Source organism: Sphingobium sp. GW456-12-10-14-TSB1 (assembly GCF_059424385.1).
In genome coordinates, this window is the sequence record NZ_JBWKZI010000001.1 from 1839720 (window position 1) to 1864896 (window position 25177).

The 25177-nt window shown below is 63.7% G+C and carries 24 protein-coding genes; 5 read left to right on the forward strand and 19 right to left on the reverse strand.

The genetic code is table 11. From position 1 onward, the window contains the following. Positions 1 to 144 precede the first annotated feature (144 nt). Positions 145 to 819: a GNAT family N-acetyltransferase gene (locus AC07X9_RS08950; RefSeq protein ID WP_017184366.1), complete on the forward strand. Its 675-nt coding sequence runs from the start codon at positions 145 to 147 to the stop codon at positions 817 to 819. 64 nt (positions 820 to 883) lie between these two features. On the opposite strand, the gene groL is transcribed toward AC07X9_RS08950, so the two are convergent. After that, complete coding sequence (gene groL / locus AC07X9_RS08955; protein WP_017184367.1) at positions 884 to 2530, reverse strand: chaperonin GroEL; 1647 nt, start codon at positions 2528 to 2530, stop codon at positions 884 to 886. 50 nt (positions 2531 to 2580) lie between these two features. Then, positions 2581 to 2868, reverse strand: coding sequence for a co-chaperone GroES (gene groES / locus AC07X9_RS08960; RefSeq protein ID WP_007704439.1), 288 nt, complete (start codon positions 2866 to 2868; stop codon positions 2581 to 2583). Positions 2869 to 3195: 327 nt separating this feature from the next. On the opposite strand from groES, the gene AC07X9_RS08965 reads away from it, so the two are divergent. Both AC07X9_RS08965 and yghU read left to right on the forward strand, forming a co-directional pair. Further along, on the forward strand, positions 3196 to 3630 hold the full coding sequence (locus AC07X9_RS08965) for a universal stress protein (protein WP_017184369.1): 435 nt from the start codon (positions 3196 to 3198) through the stop codon (positions 3628 to 3630). 73 nt (positions 3631 to 3703) lie between these two features. Further along, a complete protein-coding gene (gene yghU, locus AC07X9_RS08970) occupies positions 3704 to 4573 on the forward strand; it encodes a glutathione-dependent disulfide-bond oxidoreductase (protein ID WP_017184370.1) in 870 nt (289 codons plus the stop codon). Positions 4574 to 4594: 21 nt separating this feature from the next. On the opposite strand, the gene AC07X9_RS08975 is transcribed toward yghU, so the two are convergent. Next, positions 4595 to 5206, reverse strand: coding sequence for an NAD(P)-dependent oxidoreductase (locus tag AC07X9_RS08975; RefSeq protein ID WP_017184371.1), 612 nt, complete (start codon positions 5204 to 5206; stop codon positions 4595 to 4597). A 105-nt stretch (positions 5207 to 5311) separates the two neighbouring features. Between AC07X9_RS08975 and AC07X9_RS08980 the strand changes: the two genes are divergently transcribed. Further along, positions 5312 to 5704 carry a winged helix-turn-helix transcriptional regulator gene (locus tag AC07X9_RS08980; RefSeq protein ID WP_017184372.1) on the forward strand — a complete coding sequence of 131 codons (393 nt, stop codon included), beginning with the start codon at positions 5312 to 5314 and terminating at the stop codon, positions 5702 to 5704. Positions 5705 to 5732: 28 nt separating this feature from the next. Here the strand turns inward: AC07X9_RS08980 and ligA are convergent, their stop codons facing one another. From ligA to rimP, 16 genes are all read right to left on the reverse strand, one after another. Beyond that, positions 5733 to 7844: an NAD-dependent DNA ligase LigA gene (gene ligA / locus AC07X9_RS08985; RefSeq protein WP_017184373.1), complete on the reverse strand. Its 2112-nt coding sequence runs from the start codon at positions 7842 to 7844 to the stop codon at positions 5733 to 5735. A gap of 52 nt (positions 7845 to 7896) precedes the next feature. Next, complete coding sequence (locus AC07X9_RS08990) at positions 7897 to 8271, reverse strand: putative quinol monooxygenase (RefSeq protein WP_026002620.1); 375 nt, start codon at positions 8269 to 8271, stop codon at positions 7897 to 7899. A gap of 43 nt (positions 8272 to 8314) precedes the next feature. Beyond that, entirely contained in the window at positions 8315 to 9979 is a 1665-nt protein-coding gene (gene recN, locus AC07X9_RS08995; RefSeq protein ID WP_017184375.1) for a DNA repair protein RecN, read from the reverse strand. A gap of 51 nt (positions 9980 to 10030) precedes the next feature. Further along, entirely contained in the window at positions 10031 to 10816 is a 786-nt protein-coding gene (locus AC07X9_RS09000; RefSeq protein WP_017184376.1) for an outer membrane protein assembly factor BamD, read from the reverse strand. 56 nt (positions 10817 to 10872) lie between these two features. Further along, the gene (locus AC07X9_RS09005) at positions 10873 to 11892 is read right to left on the reverse strand and encodes a sensor histidine kinase (RefSeq protein ID WP_017184377.1); all 1020 of its coding nucleotides are present in this window, start codon (positions 11890 to 11892) and stop codon (positions 10873 to 10875) included. A 148-nt stretch (positions 11893 to 12040) separates the two neighbouring features. After that, positions 12041 to 14377, reverse strand: coding sequence for a polyribonucleotide nucleotidyltransferase (gene pnp, locus AC07X9_RS09010; RefSeq protein WP_017184378.1), 2337 nt, complete (start codon positions 14375 to 14377; stop codon positions 12041 to 12043). Positions 14378 to 14675: 298 nt separating this feature from the next. Then, positions 14676 to 14945 carry a 30S ribosomal protein S15 gene (gene rpsO / locus AC07X9_RS09015; RefSeq protein ID WP_017184379.1) on the reverse strand — a complete coding sequence of 90 codons (270 nt, stop codon included), beginning with the start codon at positions 14943 to 14945 and terminating at the stop codon, positions 14676 to 14678. Continuing rightward, entirely contained in the window at positions 14946 to 15872 is a 927-nt protein-coding gene (gene truB, locus AC07X9_RS09020) for a tRNA pseudouridine(55) synthase TruB (RefSeq protein WP_017184380.1), read from the reverse strand. 32 nt (positions 15873 to 15904) lie between these two features. Then, positions 15905 to 16483, reverse strand: a complete 579-nt coding sequence (locus AC07X9_RS09025) for a thymidine kinase (RefSeq protein ID WP_017184381.1) — start codon at positions 16481 to 16483, stop codon at positions 15905 to 15907. A 9-nt stretch (positions 16484 to 16492) separates the two neighbouring features. Continuing rightward, positions 16493 to 17392, reverse strand: a complete 900-nt coding sequence (locus tag AC07X9_RS09030; protein WP_026002621.1) for an alpha/beta hydrolase family protein — start codon at positions 17390 to 17392, stop codon at positions 16493 to 16495. A gap of 95 nt (positions 17393 to 17487) precedes the next feature. Continuing rightward, positions 17488 to 17886, reverse strand: coding sequence for a 30S ribosome-binding factor RbfA (rbfA, locus tag AC07X9_RS09035; protein ID WP_017184383.1), 399 nt, complete (start codon positions 17884 to 17886; stop codon positions 17488 to 17490). A 47-nt stretch (positions 17887 to 17933) separates the two neighbouring features. Then, positions 17934 to 20540, reverse strand: a complete 2607-nt coding sequence (gene infB, locus AC07X9_RS09040; protein ID WP_086485748.1) for a translation initiation factor IF-2 — start codon at positions 20538 to 20540, stop codon at positions 17934 to 17936. A 10-nt stretch (positions 20541 to 20550) separates the two neighbouring features. Continuing rightward, on the reverse strand, positions 20551 to 21264 hold the full coding sequence (locus AC07X9_RS09045; protein WP_017184175.1) for a DUF448 domain-containing protein: 714 nt from the start codon (positions 21262 to 21264) through the stop codon (positions 20551 to 20553). Positions 21265 to 21327: 63 nt separating this feature from the next. Beyond that, positions 21328 to 21564: a tautomerase family protein gene (locus tag AC07X9_RS09050; RefSeq protein ID WP_017184174.1), complete on the reverse strand. Its 237-nt coding sequence runs from the start codon at positions 21562 to 21564 to the stop codon at positions 21328 to 21330. Positions 21565 to 21570: 6 nt separating this feature from the next. Beyond that, entirely contained in the window at positions 21571 to 23169 is a 1599-nt protein-coding gene (nusA, locus tag AC07X9_RS09055) for a transcription termination factor NusA (RefSeq protein ID WP_017184173.1), read from the reverse strand. An 11-nt stretch (positions 23170 to 23180) separates the two neighbouring features. Continuing rightward, positions 23181 to 23705, reverse strand: coding sequence for a ribosome maturation protein RimP (gene rimP / locus AC07X9_RS09060; protein ID WP_017184172.1), 525 nt, complete (start codon positions 23703 to 23705; stop codon positions 23181 to 23183). Between the two features lie 269 nt (positions 23706 to 23974). Here rimP and AC07X9_RS09065 point away from each other — a divergent pair, with 269 nt between their 5' ends. Next, complete coding sequence (locus AC07X9_RS09065) at positions 23975 to 25108, forward strand: PQQ-dependent sugar dehydrogenase (RefSeq protein ID WP_017184171.1); 1134 nt, start codon at positions 23975 to 23977, stop codon at positions 25106 to 25108. The last annotated feature ends 69 nt before the right edge of the window (positions 25109 to 25177 follow it).

The following is a 25177-nucleotide window of genomic DNA, read 5'->3' on the forward strand; positions in this document are numbered from 1 at the left end:
GTTCCCTGACCCGGTGTCGCATTTTCCCTTTATTTTTTGGTTAATACCGCAGCAGCAGAGACAGAAAGGGAGATGCGCGGCTTGAACGGGCCAGTCGGGCTGATATGCCACCCGCATCTTAGCCCGTAGCCTGGAGCCTGCCCGATGCACCTGCTTGATCGCCCCGTCTGGCACGCGCTTCGCAGCGGTTGGGCGGCGCTGGCGCAGGGCGATGGAGACGCGCTGCGGATCGATCCCGCTTATGGCCCCTTTGCGGCGAGCGCGGATGACGATGCGGACAGGCTGACCGCACTGGCGGCGCTGGCGACGGGCGAGAGCGAAATGTGGCTGGTCGGGCAGGATGTCGCGGTCGCGCCGCCGGGCATGACCATCGCGCGGACCGCGACGCTGGCGCAGATGGTTGCCAAGGAGGTCATCCCTGCCCCCGCCCCGCCGTTTGAGTGGAAGGTGCTGGACGAAGGCGATGCGGCGGATATGCGCGCGCTGTCGCTGTTGACACGGCCCGGCCCCTTCGGCCCGCTGACCCACAGGCTGGGCCGCTTCGTGGGGGTACGCGACCATGGGCAACTGGTCGCCATGGCAGGCGAGCGCATGCGCCTGCCCGGCTTTACGGAGGTCAGCGGCGTCTGCACCCACCCCGATTTTCGCGGACGGGGCCTGGCGGGCGCATTGATGCGGATCGTCATGCAGGCAATGCTGGACCGGGGCGAGACGCCCTTCCTGCACGCCTATGCCGCCCATGACCGGACGATCGCGCTCTATGAGACGCTGGGCTTTGCAGTGCGCGCGCGACTGCCGATGACGGTGCTGGTGCGCTGACCCATGAAAAAGGCCGGTGGATCGCTCCACCGGCCTCTTTGTTGTCATAGCGAGAGCGTTGGACTTAGAAGTCCATGCCGCCCATGCCGCCCATGCCGCCGCCGGGCATGCCCATCGGCGCCTTGTCGTCGGCAGGCACTTCGGAGATCGCCGCTTCGGTGGTGATCAGCAGGCCAGCAACCGATGCCGCGTCCTGCAGGGCCGCACGAACGACCTTGGTCGGATCGATCACGCCGGCTTCCACCAGGTTTTCATAGACGTCGGTCGAAGCGTTGAAGCCACGGGTCTCGTCATTTTCGCGCAGCAGGTTGCCGGCAACCACGGCACCGTCAACGCCCGCATTCTGGGCGATCTGGCGCAGCGGCGCTTCGATCGCCTTGCGGATGATGTCGATACCACGGGTCTGGTCGTCGTTCGCGCCCTTCATGCCGGCCAAAGTCTTGGTGGCATAGAGGAGAGCGGTGCCGCCACCGGGGACGATGCCTTCTTCAACGGCCGCACGGGTGGCGTGCAGGGCGTCGTCGACGCGGTCCTTGCGTTCCTTGACTTCGACTTCCGAAGCGCCGCCAACCTTGATGACGGCAACGCCGCCAGCCAGCTTGGCCAGGCGTTCCTGGAGCTTTTCACGGTCATAGTCCGAGGTGGTGTTCTCGATCTGCTGACGGATCTGGTCGGTGCGGCCCTTGATCGAGTCATGGTCGCCAGCGCCATCGACGATGACGGTGTTGTCCTTGTCGATGGTGACGCGCTTGGCCGTGCCGAGCATCGCCAGCGTGACGTTTTCCAGCTTGATGCCCAGATCTTCCGAGATCACTTCGCCCTTGGTCAGGACAGCGATATCTTCCAGCATCGCCTTGCGACGATCGCCAAAGCCAGGCGCCTTGACCGCTGCGACCTTCAGGCCACCGCGCAGCTTGTTGACGACCAGGGTCGCCAGCGCTTCGCCTTCAATGTCTTCGGCGATGATCAGCAGGGGGCGACCCGACTGAACGACCGCTTCGAGGATCGGCAGGATCGACTGGAGGTTGCTGAGCTTCTTTTCGTGGATCAGAATGTACGGATCAGCCAGCTCTACAGCCATCTTTTCCGGGTTCGTCACGAAATAGGGCGACAGATAGCCACGGTCGAACTGCATGCCTTCGACGACGTCCAGCTCGAATTCGAGACCCTTGGCTTCTTCAACCGTGATCACGCCTTCCTTGCCGACGCGCTCCATGGCTTCGGCGATCTTTTCGCCAACCACGGTGTCGCCATTGGCCGAGATGATGCCGACCTGGGCGATTTCCTTGGTCCCGGCGACGGGCTTGGAACGGGCCTTGAGGTCTTCGACAACCTTGATGACGGCCAGATCGATACCGCGCTTCAGGTCCATCGGGTTCATGCCGGCGGCAACCGACTTCATGCCTTCGCGGACGATAGCCTGCGCCAGAACGGTCGCAGTGGTCGTGCCGTCACCGGCGATGTCGTTGGTCTTGGACGCGACTTCGCGCACCATCTGGGCGCCCATATTCTCGAACTTGTCCTTCAGTTCGATTTCCTTGGCGACGCTGACGCCGTCCTTGGTGATGCGGGGCGCGCCAAAGCTCTTGTCGATGACGACGTTGCGGCCCTTGGGGCCCAGGGTCACCTTGACCGCGTCGGCCAGGATGTCGACACCGCGCAGGATGCGCTCACGGGCGTCGCGGGAAAATTTTACGTCTTTTGCAGCCATGGGAAAAACCCTCTTTCTTGCAAATGGGAATAGTCAGGAAAAGGATCGGGTTAGGCGACAACGCCCAGAATGTCCGATTCCTTCATGATCAGCAGGTCTTCACCGTCGACCTTGACTTCGGTGCCCGACCACTTGCCGAACAGGACGCGATCGCCAGCCTTGACGTCGAGCGGGGTAACCTTGCCATCTTCAGCCTTCGAGCCGGTGCCGACGGACACGATCTCGCCTTCCTGCGGCTTTTCCTTGGCGGTGTCGGGGATGATGATGCCACCGGCGGTCTTAGCTTCCGCTTCGATGCGGCGGACGAGAACACGGTCGTGCAATGGACGAAATGCCATGTTGATTGCCTTTCCCTTCTGTTTGGGATCGGTCCGGCGCGCGATCCGGGGATGAATCCCCCCGAAAACCGCACTCGCCTTATCCTGCTCCCGATAAACTGCGTCGCTGTTAGCACTCATTGAAGGAGAGTGCTAGCGCGCCCTCATATGGTGCAACCAAAAGGCGGGTCAAGGATTAGTAGCGAAATTTTCGCGGTGATTTTTTCGGCCGACATTTCCCGTCTGTTGCGCATTCCGGCGAGATATGTCGCCAGCGCATTCTTTGATGGCGGTCGCATCGCTTTTCCGCCGTCCTCGTTGTCTAGTCATAACAGGAAAGGACAGAGGATGCATTTCGGCACAATCGTCGTCGCGGTCGACATCAACGATCCGGACAATGCAAAGGCCGCCATCGCTAGGGCTGCCGCCATCGCCGGGCCGCAGGGGAAGCTGCACCTGCTCAACGTGCGCTACCACCTGCCATCGCGCTATTCCGATCTGCTGGTCGGCGATTTCGATCAGCGGGAGGAGGATGAGGCCATGGCCGCGATGCGGCAATGGTCCATGCAGGCCGGACTGACCGAAGAGCAGGTCAGTTTTTCGACCCGGCGCGGCAGGGTGCGCGATGAAGTCATCAGTGAAGCGGAACGAACCGGCGCGGATCTGATCATCATCGGATCGCATCAGCCATCCATGTCGTCGAAGCTGCTGGGATCGAACGCGTCGGCCATCGTCCATCAGTCGCCGGTCAGCGTGCTGGTGGTGCGACATAGCGGCGGATAGAAAGGCGCAGCGGTTGCGGCACGGCGCATGGCTTCCTACCTCCCGCGCGTAGAACAAGCTGGAGCCTGCGCGCATGACCGACACCTATACCCCCCCTGCCGTCTGGACGTGGGACAAGGCCAATGGCGGCCAGTTCGCCAATATCAACCGGCCCATTGCGGGCGCCACCCATGACAAGGATCTGCCGGTGGGGCAGCATCCCCTGCAACTCTATTCGCTGGCGACGCCCAACGGGCAGAAGGTCACGATCCTGCTGGAGGAATTGCTGGCGGCGGGGTTCAGCGCCGCCGAATATGATGCCTGGCTGATCAGGATCAGCGATGGCGACCAGTTTTCCAGCGGCTTTGTCGCGGTCAATCCCAACAGCAAGATCCCGGCGCTGATGGACCATAGCGTTTCCCCGCCGCAGCGCGTGTTCGAATCCGGCGCGATCCTGCTTTACCTTGCCGAAAAATTCGGTGCCTTCCTGCCGACCGATCCGGCCAAGCGCACGGCAGCGCTCAGCTGGCTGTTCTGGCAGATGGGCAGCGCGCCGCTGCTGGGTGGCGGCTTTGGCCATTTCTACGCCTATGCGCCGGAAAAATACGAATATCCGATCAACCGCTACGCGATGGAAGTGAAACGGCAACTCGATGTGCTGGACCGGCATCTGGCGGACAATGACTATATGGCGGGCGATGAATATAGCATCGCCGACATGGCCATCTGGCCATGGTATGGCGGCGTTGTGCTGGGCCGCGCCTATGATGCGGCCGAGTTTCTGGACGCGGGCAGCTATACCCATGTCCTGCGCTGGGCCAGGCAGATCGACGCCCGCCCGGCGGTGGCGCGCGGACGGATCGTCAACAAGACAAGCGGCCCGCTGAACGAGCAACTGCACGAGCGTCACGACGCGGGCGACTTTGCAACCAGGACGCAGGACAAGGTGGAGGGGGCGGCCTAAGCCCCCTCGCCTACCCCCGCATCAATAGCCGACGGTAAAGCGCTGGCGGCTGTGGCGCGGCGTTTCGATTTCATCGACCAGCGCGATGGCATAATCGGCAAAGGATATGCTGCTTTTGCCATCGGCGTCGCTCAGCAACTGGTCGGTGCCCAACCGGAAGCTGCCGGTGCGCGGGCCGACGAAGAAGAAGACCGAGGGCGACACATAAGTCCAGTCAATGTCGTCCACGCCGCGCAGATAGTCCAGGAACGCCTTGCCCCGGCTGGCTTCGGGCAGATATTCCTTGGGAAATTCCGGTGTGCTGATCAGCGGCACGCCCGGCGCCACCTCCAGACTGGCGGCGCCGCCCACGACCAGATAGCGCGGCACGCCCGACTGGCGCACGACGTCCACCAGCGAGGCTGGATCGGTATCGGAAAACATCACTGCGCTGACGACGACATCATGGCCGGTAATTGCGGCCACCAGCGCTTCAGGATGGTTGACGTCGCCCGCAACCGCAGTGATCGCGGCATGCTGCACCGCCTTTTCGGGATGACGGGCGATCGCCGTCACCTGATGCCCGCGCCGGGCCAGTTCCGCGCTGATTTCCTGCCCCGCGCGACCCGTGCCGCCGATGATCGCTACTTTCATATCCATCTCCATAAGTGGTTACCAATGGAAACCAGATAGATAATTGGCTATCAGGGGTGCAAGAAGGCACTTTGCCTTCACCTGGTTACGTCGAGGATACCGCCCATGAGTGCCACGCCAACGCCGCGCATCGGCGACGCCTATAATCCCAACTGCCCGACGCGCCACATCCTCGACCGGATCGGCGACAAATGGGCGGTGCTGGTGCTGCTGAGCCTGAAGGACCGGCCGGTACGCTTCAACCTGCTGCGTCGCCGGATCGGCGCGATTTCGCAAAAGATGCTGTCGCAGACGTTGAAAAGCCTGGAGCGCGACGGCCTGGTCAGCCGCGCCGCCTTTGCCACCGTGCCGGTGACGGTGGAATATCGGCTGACCCCGCTGGCAGGCGGGCTAATCGGCATATTGGACCAGATCACCGGCTGGGCCGAAGCCCATGTCGGCGACATCATGGCCGCCCGGCGCGCCCATGATGCAGGGGTGGAGGCGATGGCGGCTTAGGACCGCTCGGAACGAAGGGCTGTCGGCTTCATCCCGCCGCCTTCACAATCTCCGCCCATTCCTCTTCGCTGATCACCTTGATCCCCAGCGCAGCGGCCTGCTTCAATTTGCTCCCGGCCCCCGGCCCGGCGACGACCAGATCGGTCTTGGCGCTGACCGATCCCGCCGCTTTCGCACCCAGTCGTTCGGCCTGCGCCTTGGCCTCGTCGCGGCTCATCGTTTCCAGCTTGCCGGTGAACACCACGGTTTTGCCGGTGACGGCGCTGGCGGTGGTTTCCACGACATAGTCGGGCGGCGTAACTTCGGACAGAAGATCGTCCCAGGCCGCGACATTGTGCGGTTCATGGAAGAAGTCGGCGAGCGCATGGCCCACCGCCGCGCCGACATTTTCCACCCCGATATGGTCGGCGATCGCCTTGTCGCGTTTGGCCGACGTGTCAAATGGCTGGTCGCGCAGAGCCATAATCTCTTCCGCCAAAGCGCGCACGGCCGGCAGCGTCGTATAGCGCTTCATCAGATCGCGCGCCGTCACCGCGCCGACATGGCGGATGCCAAGGCCGAACAGCAGCCGCGCGGCATCCGGCGCACGCTTCGCCTCGATCGCGGCGAGCAGATTGTCGACCGACTTTTCCTTCCACCCTTCCCGGCCGATCAGGTCGGGGCGGTGGCGCTTCAGGCGGAAAATATCGGCCGGTTCGGTGATCCAGCCAAGGTCCAGAAATTCCTGGATCGACTTCTCCCCCAGCCCCTCAATGTCGAGCGCGACCCGGCTGACGAAGTGGCGCAGCCGCTCGAACCGTTGCGCCGGGCAGATCAGCCCGCCCGTGCAGCGATAATCGACCTCGCCCTCCTCGCGCACCGCCTCGCTGTGGCAGATCGGGCATTCGGGCTTGAACATATAGGGCGCGCCGGGACGGTCGCGGTCGAGATTGTCGACCACCTGCGGGATGACGTCGCCCGCGCGCTGGACGATGACGCGATCGCCGGGCCGCACGCCCAGCCGGGCGATCTCGTCGGCATTGTGCAGCGTGACGTTGGAGACGACGACGCCGCCGACGGTCACCGGGGTCAGCCGACCCACCGGAGTCAGCTTGCCCGTGCGCCCGACCTGAATGTCGATCGCCTCCAGCGTCGTCTGCGCGCGTTCGGCGGGAAATTTATGCGCGATCGCCCAACGCGGCGCCTTCGCAACGAAGCCCAGCCGCTGCTGCCAGTCGAGCCGGTCAACCTTATACACCACCCCGTCAATGTCGAAGGGCAGGTCGGCGCGCGCACGCTCGATGCTGCGATAATGGGCGAGCAGGGCGTCGAGCGTGTCGACGCATACCAGCCGGTCCGACACCGGCAGACCCCAGGCGGCAATCGCCTGCATCACGCCCAGTTGCGTGTCGGCGGGCAAGGCGCTGTGCGCGCCCCAGCCATGGGCCAGGAAGCGCAGCGGGCGGCTGGCGGTGACGCTCGCGTCCTTCTGCCGCAGCGATCCGGCGGCGGCGTTGCGGGGGTTGGCGAACTGGCGCGCCTTGTCCGGATCGTCCGCCTCCGCCAGCAATCGGGCGTTGAGCGCGGTGAAATCCGCCTTGGCCATATAGACCTCGCCGCGCACTTCGAACAGGTCGGGGATCGCGTCGCCCGTCAGCCGCTGGGGTATATCGGCAATGGTGCGGACGTTCGCCGTGACATCCTCCCCCGTCGCGCCGTCGCCGCGCGTCGCGGCCAGCACCAGTTCGCCCTTCTCATAGCGCAGCGAACAGGACAGGCCGTCAATCTTCGGCTCGGCGGTCAGCGCGACCGGCGCATCGTCGGGCAGCGCCAGGAAGCGACGCACACGGGCAAGAAATTCGGCAATGTCCTCATCGGCAAAGCCATTGTCGAGGCTCATCATGCGGACGGCGTGGGGGATTTTCTTGAGCGCGGAGGTGGGGGCCGCGCCCACCTGCGCATTGGGCGAATCGGCGCGGACGAGGTGCGGGAACTGGGCTTCCAGCGCATTATTCTCGCGGATCAGCGCGTCATAGTCCGCGTCGCTAATCTCCGGCGCGTCCTGATCATGGTAGAGCCGGTTATGTTTGGCCACTTCGCGCGCCAGACGCATCAGACGGTTGGCAGCTTCGGCTTCGGAGAGAGTGGCGGGATCGGTCATAGGGGTGGACATAACCGCTGTTATGCTCCGGTGAAAGCGGGCGCGCGCTGTTTCAGATGCCCGCCACCGGCACCGTTTCGAACCGCTGCCCGAAACCGGCGATGATCGGGCGGGCCTTGGCGATGGCGGCCTGCACGGCGGGCAGTTTGAGCGAGGCCATGTGGTTGTCGCGATTGTCCCACACTTCGGTGATCCACAGCGCGTCGGGGTTGGCGGTATCGAGCGCGATGACGTAGGACAGGCAGCCGGGCATCCCGGTCGTGCCTTCGCGCAGACAGGTCAGCAATGCGTCGCGCTTGCCGGGTTTGGCGATCATCTGGCCGATCAGGCCGTAGCGGGGCTGGGCCGATTGCGCGGTGGCGGGAATGGCGCTGGCGGCGATGGCGGCGGCGGTCAGGCCCAGCATGTCTCTACGGTTATGGGTCATCATGCTTTCCCTTGCCATGCCATTGTCCGTGTTCCCGCGCAGGCTAAACCCGCTCCAGCAACCGTTCCGCCTGCGCGCGCGCTTCCGCGGTAATTTCCGCGCCCGACAGCATCCGCGCGATTTCTTCGCGTCGTTCCGCGTCGTCGAGCGCATGAACGCCCGTCCGCGTCACCGTGCCGTCGCTCGATTTGGCGATCAGCAGATGGCCAGCGCCCCGCGCCGCGACCTGCGGGCTGTGGGTGACGACCAATATCTGGTTGCTGCGCGCGAGGCGCGACAAGCGTTCGCCAATGGCGGACGCCACCGCGCCGCCCACGCCCCGGTCGATTTCGTCGAAGATCAGCGTGTCCGCCCCGCCCTGCTCCGCCAGCGCGACTTTCAGCGCCAGGATGAAGCGCGACAATTCGCCACCCGACGCGATTTTCGTCAGCGGGGCGAAAGGTGCGCCGGGGTTGGTCGAAATCTCGAATTCGACCCGGTCCATGCCCTGCCCGCTCCATTGCCCCTCATCCAGCGAGGCGACCACGGTGCGGAAACGGGCGGCGTCCAGCTTCAATGGCGCGAGTTCCGCCGCGACCGCCGCGTCCAGCTTGCCGGCGGCTTGCTGGCGCTCGTCCGACAGCGCCTGCGCAGCGGTCCGATAGGCCGCCGCCTTCTTGGCAACGTCCGCCTCCAGCGCGGCGATATGCTCCTCCCCACCCTCGATCGCGGTCAGGCGCGCGGCCATATCGACGCACAGGTCGGCCAGATCATCGGGCTGCACCTGATGCTTGCGCGCCAGGCCGCGCAGGTCGAACAGCCGGGTTTCGATGTCGTCGAGCCGGGCGGGATCGAAGCTCAATGCTTCGGCCACTTCGGCGAGCCGGTCCTCCGCCTCGCCCGCCTCCACCACGGCCCGGTCCAGCGCTTCGAGGACAGCCGCCAGTCGCTCATCCTCCGCCGCGATCCGGTCCAGCCGCCGCGCCGCCTGCCGCAACTGGGCAAGGCCACCGTCGGAGCCAGTCAGGCAGTCGGCAATGGCCGACAGATCGTCGGTCAGGCGCGCGCCCTTCTGCATCGACGCGCGTTCTTCCGCCAGCGTCGCCTCCTCCCCCGGTTCGGGGCGAAAGCGGGTCAATTCATCGACGGCATGGGCCAGATAGTCACGGTCGCGCGCGGCGGTATCGACGGTCGCGCGGGCTTCTGCCAATATGTTCGCCGCCTTGCGCCAGGCCCCATATGCCGCGCCGACCGCGCCTGCATCGCAGCCGCCATAGGCATCGAGCAGCGCGCGATGCCCCCGCGCATTGAGCAGACCGCGATCGTCATGCTGGCCGTGAATTTCCACCAGGCACCCGCCCAGTTCGCGCAACAGCGCAGCCGAGCAGGCTGAATCATTGACGAAGGCGCGGCTCCCGCCATCGGCCTTCACCGTCCGGCGGATCAGCAGCGGCTCGCCCGGCTCCATCTCGATGCCATTGTCCGCCAGCAGCATCGCGGCGCGATGACCGGCAGGCGGCGGGTCGAAGGTCGCGGTGACGCTGGCCTGCGCCTCGCCAGTGCGGACCAGCCCGCTATCGGCGCGGGCGCCCAGCGCCAGCCCCAGCGAATCGAGCAGGATAGATTTGCCCGCCCCCGTTTCCCCGGTCAGCACGGACAGGCCAGCGCCAAAATCCAGGTCCAGCGCCTCGATCAGCACGACATTGCGGATGGACAAGGCGCTCAGCATGACGCGCTTCTACCCGTCAATGCACAAAAGGGGAACAGGCAAGAAAGGCGACTACGCCGTGCCGCCATGTTCCTGCATCAGCTTGTAGCTGCGCGTATACCATTTGGTGCCGGGATAGTTGGCGCCCAGCACGGCCGCGGCCTTGCGCGCTTCGTCGAGAATGCCGAGCGAAAGATAGGATTCGACCAGCCGCTCCAGCGCTTCGGGCGTGTGGGTCGTGGTCTGATATTTATCGATGACGGTGCGGAAACGCAGCGTGGCAGCAAGCCACTGGCCACGCCGCTGGTAGAAACGGCCCACTTCCATTTCCTTGCCGGCCAGATGGTCGTTGACCAGATCGACCTTCAACCGGGCATCGGCGGCATAGCGTGTGTCGGGATAGCGGCGGATCAGTTCGCCCAGCGCGTCTAGCGCCTGCTGCGTGATTTTCTGGTCGCGGCTGACATCGGCAATCTGCTCATAATAGCAGAGCGCGATCAGATAATAAGCGTAGGGCGCGTCCTTGTTGCCGGTATGGATCGACAGGAAGCGCTGTGATGCCGAAATGGATTCGGCATAGTCACTGTTCATATAGTAGCTGAACGCCGACATGAGCTGCGCCCGGCGCGCCCAGGGCGAATAGGGATGCTGACGCTCCACTTCGTCGAACAGCGCGGCGGCGAGCTTATACTGGCCGCGATCGAGCCGGTCCTTGCCGCTATTGTAGAGGGTCGACACGTCACGGGCGACATATTGCGTGTCGGCCTTGTTCTTGGACGTCGCGCAACCTGCAAGCAGGGCTGCAAGCAGAAGCGGGGCGGTGGCCGCGCCGATGCGCGTTACGGTTTTCATCAGCATGGGGCGGGTCATAGCCGAGCGGATCGCTGCCGCCAAGCGGCAGAATGGAGTCAGGATCAACAGGCTGTCCGTGCAGGCAGATCGAGCCGCGCCACTGCGCCGCCATTCGCGCCCGGCGTCAGCGAAAAGCGCCCGCCCAGTTGCGCCGCCAGCGCATTGGCAATGCGCAGCCCCAGCGATTCGCTGGAATCATGCTGAAAGTCCGGGGCAACGCCATGACCGTCATCAACGATGCGCAGCGCCAGCGCGCCCTCCACTTCCTCCAGCATCACCGCCACCTTGCCGGGCCGGTCGGGCAGGCCATGTTCGATCGCATTGCTCACCGATTCCGCGACGATCAGCGCCAGCGGCACGGTGACGGACGGCTCGATCGCCAGCCCGTGGGGCGCTGTCACCGCAACATCGATGTCGGTGCGACCACTCGCTTCCAGCACGTCGGCGGACAGCGCGGTCAGGAAGCCGCGAATGTCCTGCCCCTTGCCTGACGGATCATAGAGCGCACGGCTGATGCGGCCCACCAGCGCCAGCCGTGCGGACGCATCGTCCAGCGCCTTGCGCGCCACATCATGATCGACATGGCGACGCTGAAGCGCCAGCATGGCCGCGACGACCTGAAGATTGTTGGATACGCGGTGCTGGAGTTCGTGGAACAGAAGCTCCCGGTTTTCCGCCAGCGCGCGGCTGCGCTCGCGCTCCACCGCCAGATGAAAATTGGCGCGCTGCATGAAATGAATCAGCATGATGTCGACGGCCACCACGCCGATATAGAATAGCATGGCGACGGCCACCGCCGGGTTCATGACGAAGCTGTAAAATGGCGCGATAAAGACATACCAGGATAGCAGTCCGCAGAATATCGCCGCAAAAATGCCCGGCCCGATCCCGAACAGGAAGGATGACAGGATGACCGCCGGGAAGAAGGTGACGAACGGATAGCCATTGGGCAGCAGCGGTTCGGCCGCAATCCGCAGCAGCAACGCCGCGCCGGAAAAGAGCAGCGTCAGTCCATAGGCATAAGCTGGCCGGTCGAGGACGAGCGGAAGGCGTTCGACAAAGCGCGCATTGCTCCGCTGCATGGATGTTCCCCAAATGATCTATCGTTACAGTAGCAGAACTTTGATTCTATGCCTTGATCGAAATTAGTCCATTGCGCGCCCGACATAAAAAAAGGGCGCCCGGCTGAACCGGACGCCCCATTTTAACCTCAGTTCGTCGGATGAACGATCAATCCTGGGTCAGGAAGTCGGGCAGACCACCCGGCGCCGGGCCGTCTTCGTTGCCGCCTTCGCTGCGTTCCCGACGCGGACCACGATCGCCACCATCGCGGCGCGGGCCGCGACCGCGATCGCCACGACCTTCGCCGCCTTCGCGACGCGGGCCACGGTCGCCGCCGCCATCACGGCGCGGACCACGATCACCGCGCGGCTCGCGCGCTTCGCGGGGAGGACGCGTATCCTCCAGTTCTTCGCCGGTTTCCTGATCGACGACGCGCATCGACAGGCGCACCTTGCCGCGCGGGTCGATCTCCAGGACCTTGACCTTCACTTCCTGGCCTTCCGACACGACGTCGGTGGGCTTTTCCACGCGCTCATTCTTCATTTCGGAAACATGGACCAGACCGTCCTTGCCCCCCATGAAGTTCACGAACGCACCGAAATCGACAATGTTGACGACCTTGCCGTCATAGATTTTGCCGACTTCCGCTTCCTGCGTGATGCCCAGAATCCACTTGCGTGCAGCCTCGATCTGCGCCGGATCGGACGAGCTGATCTTGATCAGGCCTTCATCGTCAATGTCGACCTTCGCGCCGGTTTCGGCGACGATTTCGCGGATGACCTTGCCGCCGGTGCCGATGACTTCGCGGATCTTCGACTTGTCGATCTGCAACGTCTCGATGCGCGGGGCATGGGCCGACAGTTCGGTCCGGGTCGAAGCCAGCGCCTTGCTCATTTCGCCAAGGATGTGGGCACGGCCTTCCTTCGCCTGGGCAAGCGCGGTTTCAAAGATTTCGCGCGTGATGCCCGCAATCTTGATGTCCATCTGCATCGTGGTGATGCCTTCGGACGTACCGGCCACCTTGAAGTCCATGTCGCCCAGATGATCTTCATCACCCAGAATGTCGGACAGGACGGCAAAATTCTTGCCTTCCAGGATCAGGCCCATGGCGATGCCGGACACCGGGCGCTTCAATGGCACGCCTGCGTCCATCATCGACAGCGAACCGCCGCAGACAGTCGCCATCGAGGACGAACCATTGGATTCGGTAATGTCGGACAGGACGCGGATCGTGTAGGGGAATTCGTCCTTGCTGGGCAGCACGGGGTGCAGCGCACGCCAGGCCAGCTTGCCATGACCCACTTCACGACGACCCGGCGCGCCGAAGCGGCCGACTTCACCGACCGAATAGGGCGGGAAGTTATAGTGCAGCATGAAATTTTCATAATGCAGGCCGGTCAGGCCGTCGATCATCTGCTCGGCGTCCTTGGTGCCCAGCGTGGTGGTGCAGATGGACTGCGTTTCACCGCGGGTGAACAGGGCCGAACCATGGGTGCGGGGCAGGAAGCCGACCATTGCTTCGATCGGACGGATCTGCGTGGTCGTGCGGCCGTCGATGCGCTTGCCGTCCTTCAGGATGGCGCCGCGCACGATTTCCGCTTCCAGCTTCTTGGTCAGCTTGATGCCGGCCATTACGGTCTGGGCGTCGAGACCATCGGCAACGAACGACGCCTTCGCCTTGGCGCGGGCTTCGTTCAGCGCGTTGGAACGCGCCGACTTGTCGGTCAGCTTGTAGGCGGCGGTGATGTCCTTGCCGATCAGCTTCTTCAGCTTCTTCTTCAGGTCATCGAGATTGTCGCCCTGCGGCATGTCCCAAGGATCCTTGGCCGCCTTTTCAGCCAGGCTGATGATGGCGTCCACAATCTTCTTGCTCGCGTCATGCGCGAACAGGACGGCGCCCAGCATGACTTCTTCCGAAAGCTCCTTGGCTTCGGATTCGACCATCATCACAGCGTCGTAGGTCGCGGCGACGACCAGGTCGAGTTCACCGGCCTTTGCCTCGTCCAGCGACGGGTTGAGCTGATATTCGCCATCCTTGTAACCGACGCGGGCCGCGCCGATCGGTCCCATGAAGGGCACGCCGGACAGGGTCAGCGCAGCCGACGCGGCGATCATCGCCACAATGTCCGGCTCGCTTTCGCCGTCGAACGACAGCACCTGGGCGATAACGTTGATTTCGTTATAGAAACCTTCGGGGAACAGCGGACGGATCGGGCGGTCGATCAGGCGGGAAACCAGCGTTTCCTTTTCGGTCGCGCCGCGCTCACGCTTGAAAAAGCCGCCGGGAATGCGGCCGGCGGCGGAATATTTTTCCTGATAGTGAACGGTCAGGGGGAAGAAATCCTGGCCTTCCTTCACGCTCTTGGCGGCGGTCACGGCGCACAGCACCACGGTTTCGCCATAGGTCGCCAGCACGGCGGCGTCAGCCTGGCGGGCGATGCGGCCGGTTTCGAGGGTCAGCGTCTTGCCGGCCAGCTCGATCGATACTTTCTTGACATCAAACATAGTTTTTTCCTTCGCCCGCATCGGCCCTATTGCCGGGCGGGGCCTTTGGCGGAGCCGGTGAGGCTCCATGGGTGAGGAGCGAACTCCTCATATCCGTTCGCCCTGAGCGAAGTCGAAGGGCTTAGCTGAGCGCAGGCGAAGCAAACTTCGCTTCGCTCGGCAGAAGGCTTCGACAGGCTCAGCCCGAACGGTGTGGGGAAGTGTCCCCCGTATCATGAACGCCGTGCCGGATTGCCCGACGCCATGTTTCAGAATCAGAAACGGCCCCGCATGGGGGCCGTCCCGTTGAAGGTCCGCGTTACTTGCGCAGGCCCAGCTTGGCGATCAGGTCGGCGTAGCGCGCCTGATCCTTCTTCTTGAGATAGTCCAGCAGCGAACGACGCTTGTTGACCATCATCAGCAGACCACGACGGCTGTGATTATCCTTGTGGTGACCCTTGAAATGCTCGGTCAGGTTGGTGATCCGCTCGGTCAGGATCGAAACCTGGACCTCTGGCGAACCCGTGTCACCCTCGGCGCGGGCATATTCCTTGATCAGCGCTTCCTTGCGCTCGGCAGTAATCGTCATCTATTCGTCATCCTTCGACATCAGGTTGAAACCGCGCACCACGATGATCTGATGATCATCCGACCGGACCAGCGCGACGGGGATAATCCCGTCCATCGCCAGATGAAGGCCAGTGGTGGCAGTGATCCCGGTCAGAACCTTCCCCTGTCGGAGCATCAGGGCCTGATCGGGCGAGACGGGGAGAGCCGGGATGTCGTCCAGCCCCGCCGTCAGCGGCAGCATAAGGCTACCGATGGCGCGCTCGTTAGCAGCATGACGCAATTTGTCCAGCGAAATCGCGGAATCGAGGGTAAACGGCCCCGCCTTGATCCGGCGCAGCATGGTCACATGGCCGACCGTGCCGAGCGCCAGCGCAATGTCGCGGGCAAGGCTGCGAATATAGGTGCCCTTGGAAACTGTGACGCCCAACGTCGCATATTGCTCGCTAGCATCCCATTCGCCAATAAAACCTTCTGCGATGTAACGCCATGACATAATCGTCACTTTGCGTGTCGGCATCGTTACATCTTCGCCAGCACGGGCACGATCATATGCCCGTTCACCGTCGATTTTAAGAGCGGAATAGGCAGGAGGAATCTGCTCGATTTCACCGAGAAACTGCTGTTCCAAAATTGTTTCCAATGCCCCGAAACCAGGCTGATAGTCGCTTGTAGCGATCACTTTGCCTTCGCAGTCGAGTGTATCAGTCTGCGTCCCAAACTGAATTGTGAACTCATACTCCTTGTCGCTGTCGAGCATCCGCCCGGCGAGCTTCGTCGCCTCGCCGATCGCGATCGGCAGCACGCCGGTTGCCAGCGGATCGAGCGTGCCGCCATGGCCGACCTTGCACTTGCCAGCCCCGCTGTCTCGCAACGCGCGCTTGACCGCGCTGACGGCCTGGGTCGAACCGAGGCCATGGGGTTTGTCGAGGATGATCCAGCCGTGCATGGACGCGCGCCTACACCGCGGCAGGCCGCTTGTCAGCCGCCCATCTGTTCCCGATAATGGCGGCGGCAGAGTGCGACATAGCGATCATTGCCGCCAATCTGCGTCTGCGCGCCGTCGCGCACCGCCCGCCCCTGCCCATCCACGCGCAGGTTCATCGTCGCCTTGCGTCCGCAATCGCACACCGTCTTGATCTCGCTCAGCGTGTCCGCCAGCCCCAGCAGGTGGGCGCTACCCTCAAATAACTCCCCGCGAAAATCGGTACGCAGGCCATAGGAAAGCACCGGGATGTTGAGATCGTCGCAAAGGGCGGCGATCTGCCACACCTGATCGCGGGTCAGAAATTGCGCCTCGTCGATCAGAACGCAGGACAGGGGCGTCACCGCATGCTGGCGCGCGACGGCGGCGAAAATATCGACCGCAGGATCGAACAGATGCGCGTCCGTTTCCAGCCCGATGCGCGACGCAATGCGGCCATGCCCAAAGCGATCGTCGATCGCGGCAGTCCACAACATCGTCGCCATGCCGCGCTCGCGATAGTTGAAGTCCGATTGCAGCAACGTCGCGGATTTGCCCGCATTCATCGAGCTATAATAGAAATAGAGCTTTGCCATGCCCGACGCTTAGCGGATGGTCGGCGCGACGCCAGAGAGGAAACGAACCAGCGCATCGGCCAGCGCAATCCTCTTGTCCGAAAAACTATGATCGGTCGGCCAGACCATCAGCCGCGCATTGGGATTGGCCCCCTGCGCATCCGCCGCCACCGTGCGCGCTTCGGCCCCCAGCCCCTTCTCAGCGCCAAGGATGGTGAGCGGACGACGGCCATAGCCCGCCAGTCGGCGGCCAAGGTCGAACTTCTCGCCATTGCCCTTTATCTCGGCGGTCAGGCTGTCATAGGTCGCGCCATGCAGCGGCGGCAGGTCGCTCTCCACTTCCGCCTTCCACGCCGCTTCGCCCTGCGCGCTCGCCAGCGCGGCGACGGTCTGCGCAGGATCCCACGGGTCGATCAGGAACAGCCCGGCCACGCGCGGTTCGGCGGCGGCAATGTCCGCCGCCATGAAGCCGCCCATGCTATGCCCGGCCACCACGATCGCGCTGGTGTCGATGCGATATTTGGCGACGGTCGCGGCTTGCTGGAGAAATTGCAGCGCGGCAAAGGCATCGTCTGACGCATTGCCGAAGGAGAAATTGCCCGGACTGCCCCACGACCCGCGATAATGGAGCGTCAGCACATTCCATCCGGCCCGGCGCGCGGCCTGCGCCAGGTCCAGATTCTGCTCGTTACCGGGAAAGCCGTGAAGCAACAGCAGTGTGGGATGCAGCCCGGCCCCGGCGGCGGTGTACATGACGGCGTTCATCGCGCCATCGCCCGAAGGCAGGACGAAGGCGCTCATGCCGGCCGGATGGGCGGCGTCCGGTGCGGGATCGCTGATGACGGCGGGGTGGATCGCGGGATCCTTGGCGGCGGCGGGGGTGATGGCGCCCAATGCTGCCGCCACGCCAAACAGCCACATCATCCGCATCGCTCGATCCTCATTCTTGCACATGCGCGGACATGCCATCACATGCCGGTCCGCCTGGGGAGTGCCATCATGGCGAAGAACAATGTGGGCGGCAATCAATCCGCGTCATCATCCTTGACCAGATCCTGCGCAACCTTGGGATCGCGCAGCAACTTGTCGATATGGCTGCCCTCGTCGAAACTGTCGTCGGCCAGAAACTTGATCTTCGCGGCATATTTGAGCCGCGTGCGCGCGGCGACCTCGCGCTGGAAATAGGCGGTGTTGGTCCGCAGCGCCTTCAGCACCACTTCCTCGTCCCGCCCCAGCAACGGCTTGATGAAGGCGGTCGCGTGGCGCAGGTCGGACGACATGCGGACTTCCGTGACGCTCACGACATGCCGCGCCAGCACATCGTCATGCACGTCACCGCGCTGGAGAATGTCGGACAGAATGTGGCGCACCTGCTCCCCTACGCGGAGCGCACGAACGGACGGGCCTTGGGTTTGACTGGACATATATAAACCTCATGGCCCCGACCAAAGCCGGGGCCATGTCTTTCCTATCACAGCGTGCGGACGCGTTCCTCGACCTCGAACAGTTCGAGCGTATCGCCCGGCTTGATGTCGTTGGTGTCCTGCAACACGGCGCCGCATTCCATGCCGGCGCGCACTTCGGACACATCGTCCTTGAAGCGGCGCAGCGAGTGGATGACCGTCTTGGACACGATGACATCGTCGCGGGTAAGGCGCGCATTGAGCCCCTTGCGGATGACGCCTTCCTTGACCAGAAGCCCGGCCGCCTTGTCCTTCTTGCCCGCAGGGAACACCTGCAACACTTCGGCGCGACCCACGATCGTTTCGATGCGTTCGGGGGCCAGCTGACCCGCCATTTCATTGCGCACTTCTTCGAGCAGGTCGTAGATCACGTCATAATAGCGCAGCGAGATTTTCTCGCGGATCGCCAGCGGACGCGCCTTGGCATTGGGACGGACGTTGAAACCGATCAGCGGCGCGCGGCTGGCCGATGCCAGCGTAACGTCGCTTTCGGTGATCGCACCCACGCCGGAGCTCAGGATACGCACCTTGATCTCGTCGGTCGAAATGCGGTTCAGCGCATTGACGATCGCTTCGACCGAACCCTGCACGTCGCCACGAATGACCACCGGATATTCGATGACCTTCGTGCTCAATGCCGAGAACATATTTTCAAAGTTCGTCGGCACCGATGCGGTGCGCTTGCGGGTGATCTGTTCCTGACGATAGGCGGCAACCTCACGAGCGCGCGCTTCATTTTCCACGACCGTCATCTGGTCGCCTGCCATCGGCACGCCAGACAGGCCCAGCACCTCGACCGGGACCGAAGGACCGGCGGACTTGACCTGCTGGCCCTTGTCATTGACCAGCGCACGCACCTTGCCGCTTTCCGCGCCGATGACGAACGTGTCGCCGACCTTGAGCGTACCGCGACGCACCAGCACGGTGGCGACAGCGCCACGGCCCTTGTCGAGCTGCGCCTCGATCACATTGCCTTCGGCGGCGCGATCGGGGTTGGCGGTCAGTTCCATCAGCTCGGCCTGGAGCAGTATCTTCTCGATCAGCTCGTCCAGCCCGGTCTTCTTGAGCGCGGATACCTGCACGTCCTGCACGTCGCCGCCCATATCCTCGACCACGATTTCATGTTCGAGCAGGCGCTCACGCACCTTTTGCGGGTTGGCTTCGGGCTTGTCGCACTTGTTGATAGCCACGATCATCGGCACGCCGGCCGCCTTGGTATGATTGATCGCCTCGATCGTCTGCGGCATCAGCCCGTCGTCGGCCGCCACCACCAGAATGACGATGTCGGTCACGTTCGCACCGCGTGCGCGCATTTCCGAAAAAGCCTCATGGCCCGGCGTGTCGAGGAAGGTGATGATGTCGCCGCCCTTGGTCGTCACCTGATAGGCGCCGATATGCTGGGTGATGCCGCCGCTTTCGCCCGCGACCACATCGGTCCCGCGCAGCGCGTCGAGCAGGCTGGTCTTGCCATGGTCGACATGGCCCATGATCGTCACGACAGGCGCGCGCACCTTGAGCGATTCGACCGGATCGACATCGCCTTCGATGCCGATTTCGACGTCGGCTTCGGACACGCGCTGGATGCGGTGGCCGAATTCCTCGACCAGCAGTTCGGCGGTATCCTGATCGATCGACTGGTTGAGCGTGACCGCCTGACCCATCTTGAACAGCGACTTGACCAGGTCCGCGCCCTTTTCGGCCATACGGTTGGCCAGTTCCTGCACGGTGATGACTTCTGGCACCACCACGTCGCGCGACTGCTTTTCGCGCGTCTTGGAGCCACCGGCATAATGGGCGCGGCGTTCCTTTTCACGCGCGCGCTTGAGCGCAGCGAGGCTGCGGGCGCGGGCGCTGTCGTCATCGGCCAGCGCCTTGGTGACGGTCAGCTTGCCAGCCTGGCGACGATTATCCTCGCCCCGTTTGGCGCGTTCGGGCTTGGCCGGTTCGGGCCGCTTGATCGGGGTGACCGGGGTGAAGCGACGCGGCGGCGGCGGCGCGGCAGTGGTGGCTGCGGGCTGCTCGTCCGTCGGTGCAGCCGCTTCGGGCGCGGCGGCGCTGTCCTGCGGCGCAGCGGCGGCGGGTGCTTCGGCTGCTGGCGCCGCTTCGGGAGCCTTGGCTTCTTCGACAGCGGGCGCGGACGCGGCAGCTTCGGCAGCCTGGCGATTTTCCTCGGCCCGGCGCTTTTCATCTTCGGCAGCCGCTATGCGCTCGGCCGCTTCGCGACGGCGCGCTTCCTCCAGCGCGTTCATGCGCGCCTCTTCTGCTTCGCGCAGCAGCTTGGCCTGCAATTCCTGACGCGACATCAGGCTTTGCGGCGGCGACTGGCGCGCGGGGGCAGGCTGCGGCGCGCGCTGCTGCTGCGGCGGTGGGGCGGCGGGACGGGGCGCTGCGGGCGCGGGAGCGGCGGGCACCGGATCGGCCTGTGGCGCAGCAGCGGGCGCAGCGCCGGCGGCTTCGCCCGGCTTGCCCAGGACGCGGCGCCGCTTCACCTCAACCACGACCGTATTCTTGCGGCCATGGCTGAACTGCTGCTGCACCTGGCCGGATTCCACGGTCCGCTTGATGCCCAGCGGCTTGCGGCCCAGAACCGGCTTGTCTTCCTTGCTGTCACTCATACGACTGAACTTAACCCTTCACTTCATCACCGGCCGGTGCAGGCACCGACGCATCATTCCATGCAATCTCGGCACCCTGCGCAGCGGAGGATCGCTCCTCCGCCTGCGCGGGCGCCTCGATAACGCAACCCAGATAGCTTTCCAAGCGGCCCAGGGCCGCACGCAGGCGCAATGCCGCGCGCGAGTCGGTCACCGCAACATGGACGACATTATCGCGCCCCATTGCCATAGATAGGGCCTCGCGGTCCACAGGCAAGACGATACCTGCAAGATCGCTGCCTTCCGCTTCCTGCCCGACGCGCAGCGCCTGGTCCAGCTTGCGATTGCCATCGGCCGCCGCATCGGCGGCATGGAGCAGCAATTTGACCAGCCCCTTGCGGCACGCAGTATCGATTTTTTCCGAACCTGTGAGCAGCATGGAGGCGCGCGCCTCCAGCCCCAGACGGCTGAGCAGATCCTGCCGCAACGCCTGTTCGATCTGTTCGGGCAGGTCCGCCTCGATCTGAAGCGCCCCGTCCTTGAAGGAACGCGCGATCGCGCCCTTGAGCTTGCCCTTGGCGAGCGCGGTTTCCAGCTCGGCCCGGCTGACGCCGATCCAGGCGCCCCGCCCCGGCGCCTTGGCGCGGACGTCGGGCAGCACCTGCCCGTCCGGTCCGATCGCCAGGCGGATCAGCGTTTCAGGGTCGGCGCGGTCGCCGGTCAATATGCATTTGCGTTCGGTCATGCGTGCCCCTCCGCCAAAACGGATGGACTGGCAACCCCAACGCTATTGGATAGGCCTAAACGCTCATCGGGGAGTGTCCGCAGCAATGGCGTCCTCCCTATGAGAGGGCGCTGGTGCGCGGTCGGCCAAAAGCTGCCCGCCCGCCGCGTAATTTTCCAGGCTCAGTTCGGTGATATTGATCTGCACGGCAGCCGCCGGCTTCCCCAGCCGCTCAACGAGCGACTGGGTGATGTCGGCGACCAGCGCGGCTTTCTGCTCGCGCGTGACGCTACCGGCCAGACGAATATCAACGAACGGCATGGCGGATCAGGCTTCCTCGTTCTCGAGCCCCGACGCGGATGCGTCATCTTCAAACCAATGCGCGCGGGCGGCCATGATGATCTCATTGCCCTGCTCGTCCGACAGGCCATAGGCGGCCAAAATGCCACCCTTGTCCTCGGCGCTTTCGGTCTTGCGGCGGCGCTGGTCGACGCGCTTCTTCTGCACCAGTTCGTCGGTGGCAAGGTCTGCCAGATCGTCGAGCGTCTTGATGCCCGCCTTGCCCAGCGTCACCAGCATCGCTTCGGTAAGGTGCGGCATGTCGGCCAGGGCATCCTCGACGCCCAGAGCCTGCCGTTCTTCCCGCGACGCTGCTTCGCGCCGCTCCAGCGCCTCAAGCGCGCGGCTCTGCAATTCGCCCGCCAGATCATCGTCAAAGCCTTCGATCGAGGCCAGTTCGTCAATGCTGACATAGGCGACTTCTTCCAGCTCGCCAAAGCCCTCGGCCACCAGCAGCTGCGACAGCGTCTCGTCCACGTCCAGTTCGTTCTGGAACATTTCGGACCGGGTGACGAATTCCTTCTGCCGCTTCTCGCTGGCGTCGGCTTCGGTCATGATGTCGATCGCCTTGCCGGTCAGCTGGCTGGCGAGGCGGACATTCTGGCCGCGACGACCGATGGCGAGCGACAGCTGATCGTCGGGAACGACGACTTCGATCCGCTCTTCTTCCTCGTCGATCAGCACGCGGCTGACCTGGGCGGGCTGAAGCGCGTTGACGACGAAGGTTGCCGTATCTTCCGACCAAGGGATGATGTCGATCTTTTCGCCCTGCATTTCCTGCACGACGGCCTGCACGCGGCTGCCCTTCATGCCGACGCAGGCGCCGACCGGATCGATGCTCGAATCGCGGCTGATCACGCCGATCTTGGCGCGGCTGCCCGGATCGCGCGCGGCGGCCATGATGGTGATGACGCCATCATAGATTTCGGGCACTTCCTGCGCGAACAGCTTTTTCATGAATTCGGGGTGCGCGCGGGACAGGAAAATCTGCGGCCCGCGATTTTCGCGGCGCACGTTCAGCACGACCGACCGGATGCGATCGCCAACGCGGACGACTTCGCGCGGGATCTGCTGGTCGCGGCGGATGACGCCTTCGGCCCGGCCCAGATTGACGACAACATGGCCGAACTCGACCGATTTCACGACGCCGGTGATGATTTCACCCACGCGGTCCTTGAATTCCTCATACTGACGCTCGCGCTCGGCATCGCGGACCTTCTGGAAGATCACCTGCTTGGCCGACTGGGCGTCGATGCGGCCCAGGTCGATGGGGGGCAGCGGATCGACGATGAAATCGCCGACGACTGCGCCCTTCTGCAACTTTTGCGCGGCCTTGATGTCGACCTGCTTGAAATAATCCTCGACCACATCGACCACTTCGACGACGCGCCACAGGCGCAGGTCGCCGCTGTCGGGGTCCAGCTTGGCGCGAATGTCATTCTCGGCGCCGTAACGCGCCCGCGCAGCGCGCTGGATCGCGTCCTCCATCGCCTCGATGACGATCGCCTTGTCGATCATCTTTTCGCTGGCCACCGAATTGGCGATGGCGATCAGTTCGGCCCGGTTGGCGGAAATGGCGTTTGCCATGGAAAGAACCCTTATCCTTCGGTTTCGATATCGTCCGCACCCTCGGCAGAGAGCGGCATGGTAGCATTAATCAGCGCGTCCGTCAGCACCAGCTTGGCAGTGTCGATCAGGCCAAAGGGGATGACGACATGCCCGACCTTGGTATCCTTGAACCCAATATTCTCGCCCTCGACCGGGCCAAGCACGCCCTTGAACGTCTTGCGATTGTCGATCGGCTCGGTCACCGTGATCCGCGCTTCGAACCCGCCCCATTCGACAAAATCGTGCAGGCGGGTGAGCGGACGGTCGATCCCCGGCGAACTGACCTCCAGCCGATAGGCTTCCTCGATCGGATCAACCTCATCGAACAGGTCCGACAGGCGGCGCGAGATCGTCATGCAATCGTCGATCACCAGCTGCCGCGTTTCCCTACGCTCGGCCATGATCTGAAGCGTGAGCTCATCGCCCTGCCCAAACAGCTTCACCCGCACAAGGTCAAAGCCCAAAGCCTTCACCTCCGGTTCGATCAGCGCAGTCAGTGCGGCGATGTCCGCCATGCAATCTCCAGACTATATAAACCCGCCGCTGCCGCAGGCGGTGTGCCTGCGACCCTGACATGTTTGACGATGTAAGGAAGCAGGCGTCATATAGGCAGGCCGCCGATAATCTGCAACATTATTCGTTCTGCTGTATTCTAACCGTTCGGGCTGAGCGAAGTCGAAGCCCTCCACCGAACGAAGAGAGGTGCTTCGCCATGCTCAGCATAGCCCTTCGACTTCGCTCAGAGCCTGCCCCCGGCTTGATCGGGGGGCGAACGGAGAAAAGCGTGACCCGAAGCTTTATCGCTACCCTGCCCCTTATCCTCATTGCCTGTTCGGCCGACAATGCCACCGGCCAGAATGCCGCCACGCCGGACAAGCCGTTCAAGGTCGCGACCATCGCCGACTTCGACGCCCCCTGGGCCATGACGTTCCTGCCCGACGGGCGCACGCTGGTGACGGAAAAGGCGGGCGAGATGATCCTGTTCGATCCGAAAAACGGCACCAAAATTCCGGTCGCGGGCATCCCAGCGGTCGACAGCGCTGGTCAGGGCGCGCTGATGGACGTCGTCCTCTCCCCCCATTTCGCGCAGGACAAGACTGTCTATTTCAGCTTTTCCGAAAGCCGCGACGGGGTGAAGGGCGTGGCGCTGGCCAAGGGCGCCTTTGACCAGGCCAGCGACGGGACGACCCGGCTGGACGGCGTTCAGGTCATTTTCCGCGCCAGCCCCTATGTCGATGGCAATGGCCATTATTCGGGCCGCATCGCCTTTTCGCCGGACGGCAAATATCTCTTCTTCACCAATGGCGAGCGGCAGAAATTCGATCCCGCCCAAGACCCCAAGGCCACGCTGGGCAAGGTGCTGCGCCTCAATCTGGACGGCACGCCCGCAGCAGGCAATCCGCTTGCCGCTCAGGGGTTTAACCCGGCGATCTGGTCCTATGGCCATCGCAACCTGCTCGGCATCGCCTTCGACAAGGATGGGCGCCTGTGGGAACAGGAAATGGGGCCAAAGGGCGGGGACGAAGTGAACCTCGTCAAACCGGGCCTCAACTATGGCTATCCCAAAGTATCGAACGGCGACCATTATGATGGCAAGCCGATTCCCGACCATGCACCGGGCGACGGATTTGAAGCGCCCAAGGTCAGCTGGAACCCTGTCATCTCACCGGCGGGGCTGCTCTATTATACCGGCGACCTCTTCCCGCAATGGAAGAACAGCCTCTTCATCGGCGGTCTGTCGAGCCAGAGCCTGGTCCGCGTAAAGCTGGACGGCGATAACGCTGCCAAGGCCGACCAGTGGGACATGGGCGCCCGGATCCGCGAAGTGGAACAGGGGCCGGACGGCGCGCTCTGGCTGCTGGAGGATGGCGACCGGGGATCGCAGGGCCGGATGCTGAAACTGACGCCTGCGGGGTGAAACGCCACATGTCATGCTGACGAACGTCAGCATCCAGGGCGGCACAAACCCGCCCTGGATGCCGGGTCA

Bases quoted from the DNA above. Each gene is read 5' to 3' on its own strand.
- AC07X9_RS08950 (WP_017184366.1), top strand. From the start codon at position 145: ATGCACCTGCTTGATCGCCCCGTCTGGCACGCGCTTCGCAGCGGTTGG.
- groL (WP_017184367.1), bottom strand. From the start codon at position 2,530: ATGGCTGCAAAAGACGTAAAATTTTCCCGCGACGCCCGTGAGCGCATC.
- groES (WP_007704439.1), bottom strand. From the start codon at position 2,868: ATGGCATTTCGTCCATTGCACGACCGTGTTCTCGTCCGCCGCATCGAA.
- AC07X9_RS08965 (WP_017184369.1), top strand. From the start codon at position 3,196: ATGCATTTCGGCACAATCGTCGTCGCGGTCGACATCAACGATCCGGAC.
- yghU (WP_017184370.1), top strand. From the start codon at position 3,704: ATGACCGACACCTATACCCCCCCTGCCGTCTGGACGTGGGACAAGGCC.
- AC07X9_RS08975 (WP_017184371.1), bottom strand. From the start codon at position 5,206: ATGAAAGTAGCGATCATCGGCGGCACGGGTCGCGCGGGGCAGGAAATC.
- AC07X9_RS08980 (WP_017184372.1), top strand. From the start codon at position 5,312: ATGAGTGCCACGCCAACGCCGCGCATCGGCGACGCCTATAATCCCAAC.
- ligA (WP_017184373.1), bottom strand. From the start codon at position 7,844: ATGACCGATCCCGCCACTCTCTCCGAAGCCGAAGCTGCCAACCGTCTG.
- AC07X9_RS08990 (WP_026002620.1), bottom strand. From the start codon at position 8,271: ATGACCCATAACCGTAGAGACATGCTGGGCCTGACCGCCGCCGCCATC.
- recN (WP_017184375.1), bottom strand. From the start codon at position 9,979: ATGCTGAGCGCCTTGTCCATCCGCAATGTCGTGCTGATCGAGGCGCTG.
- AC07X9_RS09000 (WP_017184376.1), bottom strand. From the start codon at position 10,816: ATGCTGATGAAAACCGTAACGCGCATCGGCGCGGCCACCGCCCCGCTT.
- AC07X9_RS09005 (WP_017184377.1), bottom strand. From the start codon at position 11,892: ATGCAGCGGAGCAATGCGCGCTTTGTCGAACGCCTTCCGCTCGTCCTC.
- pnp (WP_017184378.1), bottom strand. From the start codon at position 14,377: ATGTTTGATGTCAAGAAAGTATCGATCGAGCTGGCCGGCAAGACGCTG.
- rpsO (WP_017184379.1), bottom strand. From the start codon at position 14,945: ATGACGATTACTGCCGAGCGCAAGGAAGCGCTGATCAAGGAATATGCC.
- truB (WP_017184380.1), bottom strand. From the start codon at position 15,872: ATGCACGGCTGGATCATCCTCGACAAACCCCATGGCCTCGGTTCGACC.
- AC07X9_RS09025 (WP_017184381.1), bottom strand. From the start codon at position 16,483: ATGGCAAAGCTCTATTTCTATTATAGCTCGATGAATGCGGGCAAATCC.
- AC07X9_RS09030 (WP_026002621.1), bottom strand. From the start codon at position 17,392: ATGCGGATGATGTGGCTGTTTGGCGTGGCGGCAGCATTGGGCGCCATC.
- rbfA (WP_017184383.1), bottom strand. From the start codon at position 17,886: ATGTCCAGTCAAACCCAAGGCCCGTCCGTTCGTGCGCTCCGCGTAGGG.
- infB (WP_086485748.1), bottom strand. From the start codon at position 20,540: ATGAGTGACAGCAAGGAAGACAAGCCGGTTCTGGGCCGCAAGCCGCTG.
- AC07X9_RS09045 (WP_017184175.1), bottom strand. From the start codon at position 21,264: ATGACCGAACGCAAATGCATATTGACCGGCGACCGCGCCGACCCTGAA.
- AC07X9_RS09050 (WP_017184174.1), bottom strand. From the start codon at position 21,564: ATGCCGTTCGTTGATATTCGTCTGGCCGGTAGCGTCACGCGCGAGCAG.
- nusA (WP_017184173.1), bottom strand. From the start codon at position 23,169: ATGGCAAACGCCATTTCCGCCAACCGGGCCGAACTGATCGCCATCGCC.
- rimP (WP_017184172.1), bottom strand. From the start codon at position 23,705: ATGGCGGACATCGCCGCACTGACTGCGCTGATCGAACCGGAGGTGAAG.